Genomic DNA, 15,019 nt, shown 5'->3' on the forward strand with positions numbered 1-15,019 from the left:
AAATTGGAATACATGGTGATTTTACTCCTCATTCCATTTATGTATCATTTTCTTAGAACTTTATTTGAAGAAAGATATAGTATCGTTGGAAAAATTTTCGATGGATTGCAGTTCGGATTTTTTCTATTCTTCGCCTTCACAAGTAATATTGAATTTTTTAGTTATTTGCTTACTACTTTTGTCCAACCAACATGGGTTGTTTATATAATTTTAATTTTTGTAATTCTATTTGGAAATTTAAAGAAAAAAGAAAGACGAGCCGTATACATTACCATCGGCATAACTATTGTTCTCATTGCAGCAGTAATAGATACTGCTACCAACCGTAACTACTGGGTTTTTCCACGCATTATGGGTTATGCATTTCTTGTATTTAACATTTCTCTTGCGATCATCCTTGCAAATTCCTTTGTTAAATTAAATGAGGAAGTGGAAGATTTAAATAAAAACTTAGAGAAAAAAGTAGAAGATCGAACTGACGCTTTAAACGAATCACTAAACCAATTACAAATTTTAAAAGAAAAACAAGATGGGGATTATTTTTTAACATCACTTCTCATTCATCCACTCGCTCGTATTGAAAATAAAATCCCTGAAATAAAAATTGAAACCTATGTAAACCAAAAGAAAAAATTCCAATTCAGAGGAAAAGACGGAGAGATCGGCGGTGATATTTGTATTGTAGGAACAGTTCACTTAGAATCAGGTGATTATACTGTTTTTGCCAATGGAGATGCAATGGGCAAATCCATCCAAGGTGCCGGTGGCGCTCTCGTTTTAGGTGTTGTTTTCCAAGCAGTACTTTCTCGCGCAAAATCAAGTTACACAAAATCAAGACCACCTGAACTTTGGTTAAAAGATCTTTATGTAGAACTACAATCTGTTTTCGTAAGTTTTGATGGCTCTATGTTATCGAGTGTAGTCCTTGGTATGGTTTCCAAAGATGGATTCGTATATTATGTGAATGCAGAACACCCTTGGAGCATCCTTTACCGAGATGGAGTTGCCTCGTTTATTGAAACAGAACTTTCTATGAGAAAACTGGGATTTCCCAAAAATGATCACTATTTCCAAATCAAAACATTTACTTTAGAAGCCGGTGATATACTGCTCATTGGTTCCGATGGAAGAGATGATATTGTTCTACCTTCTGATAACTATTTACAGAGATCCATCAATGAAGATGAAACTTTAATTTTACGTTTGGTTGAACGTTCTGAATCTATTTTAAATCGTTTAGTAGAAGAAATTGAATTAAGCGGTGAAATCACCGATGACCTTTCTTTTTTGAGAATTGAATTTTTACCAAAGAAGTCTAGGATGTCATTTCCGGAAGAAGTTAGGACAGAATACTTTGAAATTAAATCCAAGTCCAAACAAGGAAACTTTTTTGAAGCCTTAGACAAACTTCTTCCCTTACTTGAAAAATACCCCCATCCTTCCTTTTATGTTTTAGCAGGCAAATTGTATTACCAATTGAAACAATGGCCAGAAGCAGTTACATACTTCAAACTAGCTGCAAAAGAAAATCCAACTCGAGAAGAATATCTTTATATGACCGCCAAAACATTGGTGAAAAACGGGAAAATTTTGGAAGCAGTGATTTGGTGTGAAAGGCTTTTTTTAAGAAACAAACTCCACAAGCAGAATACAAAACTATTTATGTATCTGCTTGATAGAACAAACAATGTAGATAAAAAAGAATTTTATTTAGAATTTATCAACCACGAACAAAATACAGTATAACTAGGATTCCAAGTATAATACGATAAATTCCAAAGGATAAAAAACTCCTTCTACGTAAAAACGCCATAAACAATCGAATGATGAAGTAGCAGATGACAAAAGAAACGATACTTCCAAACAAAAGAAGGCCAATAGTTTCTGAATTTAAAATAGCTCGGTGTTTATAAAGTTTGTAAACACCTGCTAGAGTTAACACAGGGATTGCCAAAAAAAACGAAAACTCAGCGGAATCTTTTTTAGAAACACCAAGAGTCCTTGCGGTAATGATGGTAGCAGCTGATCTTGAAACTCCAGGAATCAAAGCAAAACATTGCAAAAAACCGACAATGATAGATTCTTTTATTCCTATGATTTTGCCATCTCCCTCATCATAATGTTTGATTTCTACAAACACCATAACAAGTCCTCCCACAAACCAGGAAAGCCCAAGGATAAGCAGTAAATCGGGTCTCATTTTAATTTGATCTAAGGAATTTTTAAAAACAAAACCCAAAATTAAAATTGGTAAAATGCCCACAGTTAAATTTCGGTAAAAATGAAACCCTGAATGGTCAGATGACTTTTTGAATAAATACAAAGATGCGGATTTTGTATGTTTCCATAATACTTGGAAGTACAAAACGACAACTGATAAAATAGCTCCTGTTTGAATAAAAATATCAAACAAATCTTCAAAAGCTTCATGATCTACTGTCAGATTTTTGAAAGGGAAAAAATAACTAAAAAGGAAAAGATGTCCTGTTGAAGAAACTGGTAGGAATTCCGTGGCAGCTTCGATGATGCCACGGAGAAACGCGTTTAAAGTATTGTCCATTCCGACTTATTTTGGTTGGTTGGATGGTTCTTCCACTTTTTTCTTTGGAGCAAGGTATGCATCCAAATCAAATTTATCGTTACGTTTGATTGTCACTTCTTCCTTAATTCTTTCCACTACTAGAGGAAGTTGTTCTCTTGTTTGAAGTTGTTTAAGTTGTGCTTTTGCAAAAGTAAGGCACTTATCAATAGTTAGGTTTGCAATATTCCGATCCAAACCACGGAGTCTTTCGCATTCTGCTTTTGCTTGTTCATCAGTAATTTGGATTTTCTTTTCCACTTGCTCAGATACATACATTTGAGCAATGGTTTGCATCTCCACTTGTTTGATTACTTCTGCAACATCCGGACGAGAAATATAACCGTTTTTTTCAGCCACTAGACGAGTCATAATCATCTGGCGATAAGTTTGGTAGAAATTTTTCTTTTGGAGTTGGTAGTTCAAATCTTGGAAATTTTGTGGTACTTCGTTGATGTCTTTTTCGATGAATTCCAAAAGGGTTTTCTTTTCGATATTTTGTAATCGGCTGATGGAATCAAGAGCCGTATCGTAAGCTGCTTCAAAGTCTTTTACGGTAATTTTATGGTTATCCAAAGTTTCGATGACCGGAGATGAGTCCGAACACTGAACGAGAAAAAGGGATGCCAAAAAAACAAACAAAGGAAGGATTTTATTCATATTATTTTAGTGCCTGAAAGGATTTGTGATGATGGTTTCGTGAATTCCCGCAATGTCCATCCTTTTTTAGCAAAACTAGCTAACAACGGATGCTTAAAATTTAAGCGGCGAGGAATTCCAAAAGCGATAACAATTTTTTGATTTTTTGCAGGTCTTCGCGTTCTGGAATCGTATAACGTAATACAGATGGCTCTTGAGGGGCGATGGTGAGACCTTTGAATTTTGACATGGCCTGGATCACTCTATCCGGGTTTCCTCGGAAATAAGTTCCGCATTTAAAGTGAATTTCTTCCGGTTTTTCTGTCACAAATTCGAATCCTAAATTGGATGCCAAAGTTCGGATTTTTTCCAATTCCACAAAAGTTTTGGCAATCTGTGGCAATTCGCCAAACCGGTCTTCCATCTCGAGTGAAAGTTCTTCGATTTCGTCCAGGTTGGCAGAACCTTCAAATCGTTTATAGAATTCAATTTTTTGTTTGGTGTCTGGAATGTAATCATCAGGCAGGTAGAAGTTGGTTTTCAAATTGACTGCCGTGCGAACTTCCACACGCACCTCTTCTCCCTTAATACGAGAAATCGCCTCTTCCAACATCTTCACATACAGATCAAATCCGACTTCCATAATGTCGCCTGACTGCTCTTTTCCGAGTAAATTTCCCGCACCGCGAATCTCCAAATCACGCATCGCCACTTTAAAACCAGAACCTAACTCTTGGTATTCGAAAATTGTGTTGAGTCTTTTTTCGGCAAGTTCTGTCATTAGTTTTTTGGAAGGATAAAACATATAAGCATAAGCTTTTCTATCCGAACGACCCACTCTTCCTCTAATTTGATAAAGTTGAGAAAGACCAAACATATCGGCTCGTTTGACAATCAATGTATTGACATTGGGCATATCAATCCCTGATTCAATGATTGTAGTAGTGACTAAAATATCATACTTTCTTTCATAAAAATCAACTAAGGTTTCTTCAATCTCATCTTCGGTCAATTGGCCATGCAAAATTCCCACGGAAATTTCAGGGACTAGAGACCGAATGTAAGCCGCTTCCTCTTCAATTGACTCCACTCGGTTATATAGATAAAAAACCTGTCCATCTCTTTCTATTTCTTTTCGTATTGCTTCTTGGATGAGTGTATCATCTTCTTCTAATACATAAGTTTCTACACTTTGTCTATTTTTGGGAGGTGTTGAAATAATCGAAAGTTCACGAATTCCCGTAAGTGCCATGTGTAAAGTTCTAGGAATCGGTGTAGCGGTTAAAGTTAAAACATCTACCAGGTTTTTAAATTTTTTGATGGCTTCTTTATGAGTAACACCAAACTTCTGTTCTTCGTCAATAATCAGTAAACCTAGATTTTTTGGTTTTACTTTGGATGACAAAATCGCATGAGTCCCAATTAACATATCAATTTTGCCTTCGGAAAAATTCTTTAGGTCTTCTTTGATTTCTGCTGCAGTACGAAACCGAGAAACAAAAGCAATTTTGATAGGATAATTTTCATACCTGGATTTAAATGTATTAAAATGTTGTAAGGAAAGAATGGTTGTGGGTGTGAGTAACATCACTTGTTTTCCCGCCATAATTACCTTAAAAGCGGCACGGATGGCAACTTCAGTTTTACCATAACCAACGTCACCACAAACCAACCTGTCCATTGGTCTCATCGATTCTAAATCTTGTTTGACTGCTTCAATTGCTGAAATTTGGTCAGGGGTTTCTTCAAATTCAAAAGCTGCTTCAAACTCCTCCTGCCAAATGGTATCTGGTGGAAAAGCAAATCCATTCAGTTTGAGCCGATTGGAATAAAGTAACACGAGTTCTTCGGCAAGTTTGTCTACTGATTCTTGAACTCGGTCTTTCGCCTTTTTCCAAGAATTTTTACCAAGAGTGTCTAACTTGGGAGTGTCAGTTCCACCTATATACTTTTGGACCAAAGAAATCTGATCCAAAGGAACAAATAAACTATCACCACCAGCATATTCTAATTTTAAAAAATCTCTTTCTTTGCCATCCGCTTTTGTACGTTCAATTTTAATAAAACGACCAACACCATGATTGACATGAACAACATAATCTCCTTCTTTCAAATCAATGAAAGATTCGATCATTTGTGATGCTTGTTTTTTATAACGAGTTTTCCTTTTGTATTGCCGCCCGAATAAATCGTTATCAGTAAAAATATAAACCTGATCTTCCACTATATGGAAGCCACGTTTGAGGTCTGAAATGACTAAATGAATTCCTGGTTTTACTGAATGTAGAGGGAGTGGATGCGGATCTTCCGAATCGGAATGAACTGTTTCTATTTCTCCCTCAGAAAAAAGTCCTTTCAGTCGCATCATTTGTGCAGAAAAAGAGGATGTGATAAAAATCTTATTTTTCGGATCTTCTGATAATAATTCTAAAAAATGTTCCTTCGCCTCTCTGATTTTCCCCCTAAATCCCCTAACCTCCGCTATTGGTTCATAGGAAAAATATCTTTGGTGATCCGGCAATAACGAAAACCGAATCCCTGGAGTATTTTCTGAGGTAAGACTTTCCCATTCTTTTCCAAAAGAAAGAAGATCATCCGGTTTTAAACAAAGAGACTCCTCTTTTTTTTTCTCATACAAAGTATTGTATTCTCTTTCCATTCCATAAGAACGTTCTTTTGTATCAAAATACCTTGGAAAAATAAGAATAGGTTTTTTCAGGAAAAAATTCAAAAAACCTTCGTGTTCTCGGATGAATGGTAAATGTTCCTCTATAATTTCTAATTCTGAATCAATCGGAAGTCGTTTATCTTTATGGTCTGCTAATATTTCTTGGTATTTTGTTTTTTCATCCCGACTAATGATCGTTTCATTTGCAGCAGTAATGATAATTTCTTGAATTTTGGTTATGGACTTCTGCGTATTGGGATCAAAGGTTCGAATTTCATCCACAGTATCGCCAAAAAAATCAATCCGAACGGGATTTGCTAAATAAGGAGTGTAAATATCTAAAATTCCCCCCTTTAAACTAAAGTGACCAAACTGTTCACAAACTTCTTCTCTATGATAACCTAAATTGACTAACTCAGACAATAATTTATCTAAAGGAAAATCCTTTCCCAATTTGAGTGTAATCGATTTTCCTTTTAAACTTTCTTTAACTGGTAATTTACGTAATAAAGCAGAAACAGAGGTAACCACCAAACAACGATTTCCGGACAAAATTCTATTGATGGTAAGAATTCTGTCCCGTTTCCATTCCATTTGCCATTTTGTATATTCGTAAGGTATGTTCTCTGGTCCCGGAAAATAAAAAATTTCTTCTTGGGGTAAAAAACTTAACAATTCCCTGGAAAAACTCTCAGCATCTTGGTTGGTAGGAAGAACGACAAGAAATGTAAGATCAGAACTTAAAGTTTTATATAAAGAAGCAGTCGTAAAAGAATGTGCAGGCTCAGGAATTCCACTTAAATTGACTAGGGACGATTTCGAATCAGCTAATACTTGTTTAGGATTAAATTTTATATCTTCGGTTTCTTTTGACATGAATATTTAACTAGGAATTTCGATTGTTTGATTGTCAATGAGTCTGACTTCACCCACAAATACGGCTACAGCTAGTAAAACTTGACCTTCTAATTTATCTTTTGGTTGTAAATCAATTGGATCTACCACTTCTAAATAATCAATTCGGAGTGAGGAACCAGTCAGTAAAAAATCGCGAAGTATTTCTTTCCAAAGTTTGATATCTTTTTCTCCAGAAAGAATTGTTTTTTTAGCAAGGGCAAACATACGAGGAATTAAACTGGCAGTTTCTCTTTCCTTAGGCGATAAACGAACGTTACGTGAACTCATTGCCAAACCATCTGTTTCTCTACGTGTGGGAACACCTACCACTTCCAACGGGAAATTTAAGTTTTCCACCATGGCTGAAATCACACGAAATTGTTGGTAATCCTTTAAACCAAAAAAAGCCTTAGAAGGTTCTGTTAAGTGAAAAAGTTTTGTTACAATTTGTAAAACCCCTTCAAAATGACCCGGTCTTGTCCTTCCACAAAGATGTTCCTGTAATTTTGGAATGCTTATTTGGATCGGAGTTTTTGTTTCTGGGTACATGGTTTTAACATCTGGTAAAAATACCATATCAGCACCATTTTTTTCGCATAACAAAAGATCGTTTTCCGTATTTACAGGATATTTTTCAAAATCTTTTGGATCATTAAACTGCGTAGGATTTATAAAAATAGATACTATAGTTTTATCAGTTTTCGATTTCGACGTTTGAACCAGGTCCATATGACCTTGATGCAAACTACCCATCGTGGGACAAAAACCAATTGTTTTCCCTTGTTTTTTCCAATCGTAAATCTGATTCTTTAATTCATCTATTTTTGAAACTACGATCATAAAGATTCCTCAGTTCGAATTTTCACACTGGTTCCATGTTCTTCATCCAAACCTTCTAATTCAGACATTAACTTTACAAATGGATATAGTGACTCTAAAGATTCTTTAGTCACTTCTTGGAAGGTAACTCGTTTTAAAAAGGTATCCACACCTAACGAAGAGTAAATTCGACTCCCTCTGGCTGTAGGAAGAATATGGTTGGTTCCACTAATGTAATCTCCCATGGCAACAGGAGAATATGGTCCGAGGAATACGCTTCCAGCATGTTCTATTTTGGAAAATACTTCTTCATTGGTTTTAGTTTGGATTTCTAAATGTTCTGGAGCTAGTTCATTCGAAAACCAAATACAATCTTCTAAACTTGGAAAAATGATAATGGCAGAATTTTTATAAATGGAATTTTGTTTCATTTCTAAACGTTTTGGCCGTTCGATAAATGCTTTTTCCAATTCTTCACTGACTTTTACTGCAAAATTTTTATCTGTTGTCAGTAAAATTGCAGAGGAATCCTCTCCGTGTTCTGCTTGCGATAACATATCACAGGCGACCCATTTAGGATTGGCTGAAGCATCAGCAATGATACAAACTTCACTGGGACCTGCAGGGCTATCAATACCGATAATTCCTTTACCAGCTAAGTAGGATTTGGCGGCAGCTACATAGGCATTCCCAGGACCAACGATAAACTCGGATTTAGGGATGGATTCTGTGCCATAAGCACAGGCTGCGATTCCTTGGGCACCCCCGACGGTGACAATGCGATTTACACCTAGAATTTGTGAGAGCCAAATGAGAATTTCAGGGAGTCCCTCTTTTTGAGGAGGAGTCACGAGTTGGATATTTTTAACACCCGCTATTTTTGCGGGAATGACTCCCATAAGAACACTGGAAGGATACAAAGCCTTTCCCCCAGGTGCATAGACTGAAAGCGAAGGAATCGGAGTGTATTTTACACCTAACCTGTTTCCATCGATGGTTTTAGACCAGGATTCTCGTTTTTGGGCTTCATGAAAGGTTTCGATATTTTTTTTGGCTCGAAGAAAGGCTTCTTTGATTTTCGGATCTAAATTGGTTTGGATAGAATGCGGATCCAAAGTGACAGAGCTTAAGGTGATTCCGTCAAATTTTTCGGTGTATTCGATGAGGGCTTTGTCCCCTCTTGTTCTGACAGCATCCAAAATAGGTAGGATTTTTTCTGTAGCAACACTTAAGTCTTCCTTGGCATCCAAAAGAAAACGATCCAATTGGTCCCGTGAATTTCTGTCACAGTTTAAAATGGGAATCGACATAAAATCAGCTTGGAGGGAAGTCCCTCCCTAAACAAGCTTTTTGTCAGAAACGGGAAGAGAATTCGATTTGATACCTTGATCCATATTCATAGGAAAATTTTGATTGGTTCCAACCCGATTCAGAAACAACTGTTGCTTGCACTCGTTTGTTTGATTCTCCCAAAGGGAATCCAGATTCTAAATTTGCCACATTTCGTTTTGCAGAAAAATACGAATCTACCATATTGTAGAGTAAAAACGCGCCTAAAATTCCTGCACCAACCTGAATCACACCTAACTCTGTTTTTGCGGCATTAAATTTAGCTTCTGCATTGCTTCGATTGATGATCCATAATCCTTGCGAATCGGGTTGGTCCACAAGTAAGGCACCGAAGAGAACTGCCGATTGGTAATCGGACCTGGCACTTAAAAACTTGTTGTATGAATTAGCATATACCGCCGCAGCAGAGATTGCCACTAATGGGTAAACGTAGACCTTCCATTTTTTTCCATCAATGTATTTCTGTCCCCAACCAGGCAAAACAGTTGAACGCCAAAGAGTAGAAAAATAAGGAGTTTCGTAATAATCTTCTGGAATTTCCTTACGAATGATGCGTTCTTGTCTGGAAGCAAAACGTGCAGCCTTTTCTTTTGAGTCTGATAGAACGACTCTTTGTTTTGCTGTTAACACTTTGTTTCTGGGATTCTCTAAAACCAAATCATAAATTCCTGTATTGGTATCTGCATCTATCGCAAAGGTAGCTTTTGCCACCGAATCAGATTCGATGACAACTCTTTTGGCTAAGATTTTTTTTCCCCCAGTCACAAGGTAAACTTTCATAGGATGGATAAAGTCTCTTCCTTCCAGTAAAAAAACTTTTTCTTTTTCTTCTTTCGATACAGAATAAATCGAGTCTTTGGTTAGAGTAGGAACTTTTGATACAACCACTTCAAACCTTACCCAATCAGAATAACTTCCAACCTTCCCAAGTTTATTGACAACAGCCACCCTGTGTTCATAAATCCCAGAAGTATAATTGACTAAATCATAACTGGTTCCATTGACCCTTTCTGATAACACCAAATATCCACTGGAATTTTTGATTTCTAAAACGTAACCTGTGGCACCTTCCACTTCCATCCAACGTAATTGGTATTGGCTTGATTCTTCGGCGTTCTCCTTGGTTTGCCCAAAAAGCGAAGTCAATGAAACAGAAAAAATTATTAAGTATAAAAGAAATTTATTCCACATAAATCTTTCCTGGAGTAAGGATTTTGGGAACTTTTAGTTCAGGGACCGAAATGAAAAAATCCTGTTTATTATATGCAGATTCTTTTTCCGTTCCGTCAGTTTGTTTGTATAAGGCAGCCACTTCCCAACGATACCTTCCTACATTTAGTTTTTGAATGTCACTAAACAGAAGTTTTGCGGAACTAATTCTTTCATTTAGAATTTGTTTTTCCCGTATTCCAGAAATATCGATGATCTGAAGGCGGTAACCCGAAGCTTTTTCAACAGGTTTCCAAGTGAAAAGAATAGAATTTTTTGTAAACAAATCAATGGTTTCATTGCGAGCTGGACTGACGAGACTAGGCGCTTCCCGATTGGTTTGCATTTGGAAATTACGAACCGCACTATAATCATTCTCACCATCTACTGGTTTGACTCGCCAATAAAAACGTCCTAAATCTTTTGATTTAAATTCAAAGTAGTTATTAGAAACCGTTTCTTTTGTAAGTAGAGGTTTAAAATCAGAATCTCGAGCAATTTCTATTTCATAATTTGCCTTACCCGATAACTTTTTCCATTTGAGAATTACTACAGAACGTTCATCTACTTCCACCTCAGCTCCATTCGCCGGCGCAATCAATTCCATTTCTTCTTTGGCAATGACTGAAAATGAACTTGGTTTTGATTCCAAAGAGGAACCACTAGAAGTAAGTCCCTTTACTCGCCAAAAGTAAACGCCCACACCCAAATCACTGGAAAGTTTTAAAAAATTATTTTTGGTAGAATCTGTTTTTAATTTTGTTTGGAAATTGGAATCGGAACTTAGCTCCCATTCATAACCACTAAAATCTTTTTCATCTTTCCAAGAAAAGAAAACTTGTGATTTAGTTTGTTCCAAAGAAAAAGTTTTCCCACGAATCGGTTCTAATAACTCGGGAGGTGATAAGTTTGTTTTCTTTGTAATTTGAAAACTAACCACATTCGAAGTTTTTTCTAAAATCCCTGGAAGATTGGATCTAGCTTGAATTTTGGCAAAATAAGTACCTTCCTTTAAAGAATCAAACGCTAAGGATTGATTTTGAGTTTGTTTGGAAATCAAACCTTCGGAAAAACTAGAATCTCTGGCAATTTGAACCGTATAAGAAGAATATAAATCTAAGGGATTCCAAACAAATCGCACCACGGGTGTTTCTTGCGTATATGAGAATACCTCACCCGGTTTTGGACTCATCACCTTAAGACCGGGGTCATTTAAAATTCGAAATTGAAAAACCTCTGTAGTTTGTTTTGTTTTGGAACTCGGATCTTCATAAGAGACTCTCCAATAATAAGAACCCGTTGCCAGTTTTTTTGAAATACTAGCCGCTGTTAGTTTTTCTTTGATGAGAGATTTTGAAAAATCAGGAAAAAGGGAAATTTCTAATATTGGATTTGAAGTCTTTGTGGAATCAGACTTCCAACCAGAAATGGAAAATTGTATTTTTTCTTGGCCAGATTCAGAAAGAATATTTTTCCTGTCTTCCGGTGTTGTCAAACGGTAAACTGGTTTTCCTACCTTTACACCTGACTCTGTTACATTTGCGATTTGGTCTTTGGCAATTGTTTCTTCTTTTCCATTGGAAGTTAGTTTTGCTTCCCCTTGGTCAACCTTAATGTTTAATTCTGATTTTGTTTTATCAAGTTTTATATCTCCACTGGCCACTTGCACAGTTTTATCACCAGCTTGGATATTCATCTTCATATCACCTGAGATGGTTCCTTCTCTTGCCGCCTCAAATGATCCATAAGCAAAATTGATATTGATATTTTTATCAGAAATATCAAGTAGGATCATCGAATTTTCTGATATATTGATTTTAGTACCATCATTTAAAGTTAGGATTGCATCAGACAAACCTTCAGTTCTAATGGTATCTCTATTTTTGACTTCCGTTTTTGATTCAATTAAATCCCAAACAACAGCATCATTATACTTTCTAAGTACAGTTTTGTTTTTGAAAGTGATTACACCAATGGTAGGACTCGAAGTATCGATGAATCTATCATTTAAGTTTCTATAGAGAAAGTATGAGAATACAAGAATCAGTAACAAAAGTGCAGAAACTACAAATCTTGTATCGTTTAACCATCTCATAAAATTTATTTATGTGTCCTTGTGAAAACTCCATCCCAATCGGAACCAGGTGGATTAAGTTTGTATTCTTCGCAGCGTTCCACAAGCATACGACTAGACTTGTCTTTTTGTCCCTTGGCTTTTTCTGATTCCGAAAAGTATTTAATTGCAGAATTCCAGTTTTGATTTAAATATTCTTTAAATCCCGATTCGTAAATTTCTGCTGCTTCCAGAAAGTTATTGGAAATCATAGAACGGTAACCGATGAGTTCATGAATTTTCACTGGTTCATTTTTACCCTTTACTCTCACAAGGTCCAAATACCGAGTCACCATTTCACCTTGGATGGAATCGCGAATAGGATCGGTTATAAGAATATTCACACCATAATCCTTTCCTGCTGCTTCAAGCCTTGCTGCAAGATTGACTGTGTCACCCATCATTGTATACGAGGCCAGCGCATCTGTTCCCATAAAACCAACCTTAGCTGGTCCTGAATTGAGTCCAATCCTTGCATCCATCACTTGAGCTTCTTTCGAATATAGATTGTTTTTTGTCCAATATTCGCGTAAGTCCGCAAGTTTTGTCACCATGTCCACACTGGCTCGGGCCGCTTTTAGTTCATGTTCCAAAACAGGAACTGGCGCATTAAAAATACCTACGATTGCATCTCCAATGTATTTATCCAAAACTCCTTCGTGTTTTTTTAGAATAATTGTCATCGCTGACAAATATTCGTTGAGAAGAGCAGCAAGGTCTGCTGATTTTAATTGTTCGGAGATAGTAGAAAAACTGGCCACATCTGAGAAAAATGCGGTAATATGAGTTTCCGATCCTCTTTTTAAAGCAGCCAAGTCAACCATAGCTTCTTGGACCACAACCGGATCAATCATACTCCCTAAGATATTTTTAACCTTCTCTCGTTCTTCTAAACCTGCACCCATATCAATGAAGTATTTGGTAAGAAGCCCCACTTCATCTTGGGTTGTGGGTTTAATTCCAATTTTAAAATTTCCTTTGGCAATTTCCAAAGTTGCGGAAAGAAGCTGTAAAACAGGTTTCGTAATGGTTTTGGAAAAGAAAAATACAAAGATGAGAGCCGAACACAATCCAATCCCAGCAATATACAAATTTGTTTTTTGACTTTTGTATACATCGGCAAAAGCCTTTTCTTCTGAAACAATGGTAATCACACCGGCATCTGCGAACCCAATTTTCTGAAAGGAACCCAAATAAGATCCGCCTAACTCTTCGTCTAAATAACTCATTTGCCCCGTATTCGGTGCACTCGTTAACATAGATTTAACGATAGGCATAGAAGTAAGGTCAGTTGCGGCAAGAACTAAGTCTTCTTTAGGATGAGCAAGAACCGTTCCGTTTCCGTTTACCATAAAAGTGGTTTCGATACCCTTTTTAGAAAAAGCTCCGATGATTTTGTTTAATTTTACAATCATCACAAGAGCGTTGTCTAGTTCTCCGTTTTCCGCTGTAGGAATAGCAATGGCAAAGGAAGGTTCTTGGAACCCGGGACTCGAATTTAAAAGTACGGTTTGACCGTTAAATGCCTGTGCCAATGAATCACGATTCCGATTAACAACGGTATGAAAATCTTCTTCGGTAACAGAACTTTTTTTTAGTTCTTCTTCATTGAACACTTCTCTCTTCATCACCAAAGAATTTTCTTTTCGTTCAAAAATCCCTAAATAAATGAACTCTTTATCATTTTCAAAAAATGTTTTGATAAGAAGTTTTCTCTCTGCTTCAGGAAGACCTTGGGTCGTGAGTGTAATGGCTATTTGGCGACCTTTTTCTACTACGCCGAGAATATCAGATTTTACCTTTGAACCTATGATTTCTGCAATTCGAATATTATTATCACGTAACTGAAGTTCAATGGACCTTTTAAAATAAAAAGAAGCAAAAAAGATAATTACGGAAACTGACAATGCGAATAAGAGACTAATCACACCCATCATTTTTAGTTGGAGCGAAAATTTTGTCCCAGACGATCCATCTAACGCATGATCGGCAGTTTCTTCTTTTTTCTCTTCTTTTACTTTTGCGGTATCAGATTTTGGAAGGGAATCTTCTTCCTTCGGTTTATCATCCAAATTCTCCGGTTCTGAAAAAGAAGATTCAATTAAATCATAAGGATGGTTCGGTGATTCATCGGGAGACGAAACCTTATCACTTACTTCCTCATCCAATTCCGGATTCATTCGATCGATATGAGCCCCATTGGCCGAGACTAGTACCTTTTCTTTGACTCTATTAATACCGGACTTTCCAATAAATTCTAATGGTGGATGAATCAGAGAATTTTTTTTAGATAAATGATGGTTTGAAACTTGTGTATCCGATACAGAACTTGTTTTACCAGTCAGGCCAAATTTATGTGTGATTCGATCAGGAGATATTTTATCATCCCAAAGGTATTCTAAACGAGCAAATACAGATCTTGCTTCTGATTCCAAACCTTTTGAAATTAAAACATAGATAGTTTTTTCTTCACCTAACTTTGCTAATTCGGAAGCGAGATATTTATTGGTAGGAATATTGTGAATGGATACAAATGGAAATTCCAATCGATTCGTATCTGTAGGAATTCCCCAAAGAGGGGGACCAAATCGAAACTCTAGTTCCCCGGCACGCCGAGTTTGGAAAAATATAGTAATCCCCTCGTTCCAATCCCATGTCTCTAAACTTCCAGGAGATTCATCCCAGATAAGAAACACAAGTTTGGACGTTCGGAGGAACGGAATTTCAGCGGAAATTTCTATCATGC

At 36.6% G+C, this 15,019-nt stretch carries 8 protein-coding genes and 1 pseudogene; 1 reads left to right on the plus strand and 8 read right to left on the minus strand.

Annotation, left to right across the window (positions count from 1 at the left end; all coding sequences use genetic code 11):
- A partial coding sequence (locus EHR07_RS00005) for a SpoIIE family protein phosphatase (RefSeq protein WP_135743169.1) occupies window positions 1-1,746 on the plus strand: 1,746 nt, incomplete at its 5' end.
- Here EHR07_RS00005 and EHR07_RS00010 read toward each other — a convergent pair.
- From EHR07_RS00010 to EHR07_RS00045, 8 genes and pseudogenes are all read right to left on the minus strand, one after another.
- A complete protein-coding gene (locus EHR07_RS00010) occupies window positions 1,721-2,560 on the minus strand; it encodes an undecaprenyl-diphosphate phosphatase (protein WP_135743170.1) in 840 nt (279 codons plus the stop codon). The two genes, EHR07_RS00005 and EHR07_RS00010, sit on opposite strands and share 26 nt — an antisense overlap.
- A 6-nt stretch (window positions 2,561-2,566) precedes the next feature.
- Window positions 2,567-3,238: a lipoprotein LipL31 gene (locus EHR07_RS00015; RefSeq protein ID WP_135743171.1), complete on the minus strand. Its 672-nt coding sequence runs from the start codon at window positions 3,236-3,238 to the stop codon at window positions 2,567-2,569.
- A 100-nt stretch (window positions 3,239-3,338) separates the two neighbouring features.
- Window positions 3,339-6,665: pseudogene (mfd, locus tag EHR07_RS00020) on the minus strand (transcription-repair coupling factor); the annotation flags it as partial.
- A gap of 102 nt (window positions 6,666-6,767) precedes the next feature.
- Window positions 6,768-7,622, minus strand: coding sequence for a pantoate--beta-alanine ligase (panC, locus tag EHR07_RS00025; protein ID WP_135743173.1), 855 nt, complete (start codon window positions 7,620-7,622; stop codon window positions 6,768-6,770).
- Window positions 7,619-8,911: a histidinol dehydrogenase gene (gene hisD, locus EHR07_RS00030; protein WP_135743174.1), complete on the minus strand. Its 1,293-nt coding sequence runs from the start codon at window positions 8,909-8,911 to the stop codon at window positions 7,619-7,621. Before hisD ends, panC begins: the two co-directional genes overlap by 4 nt.
- Window positions 8,912-8,954: 43 nt before the next feature.
- Entirely contained in the window at window positions 8,955-10,142 is a 1,188-nt protein-coding gene (locus tag EHR07_RS00035) for an LIC11435 family protein (protein ID WP_135743175.1), read from the minus strand.
- Complete coding sequence (locus EHR07_RS00040; RefSeq protein ID WP_135743176.1) at window positions 10,132-12,255, minus strand: FecR domain-containing protein; 2,124 nt, start codon at window positions 12,253-12,255, stop codon at window positions 10,132-10,134. Before EHR07_RS00040 ends, EHR07_RS00035 begins: the two co-directional genes overlap by 11 nt.
- A 5-nt stretch (window positions 12,256-12,260) precedes the next feature.
- Entirely contained in the window at window positions 12,261-15,017 is a 2,757-nt protein-coding gene (locus EHR07_RS00045; RefSeq protein ID WP_135743177.1) for an adenylate/guanylate cyclase domain-containing protein, read from the minus strand.
- Window positions 15,018-15,019 lie beyond the last annotated feature (2 nt).

It is taken from the genome of Leptospira bandrabouensis (assembly GCF_004770905.1).
Taxonomy (GTDB): Bacteria; Spirochaetota; Leptospiria; order Leptospirales; family Leptospiraceae; genus Leptospira_A; species Leptospira_A bandrabouensis.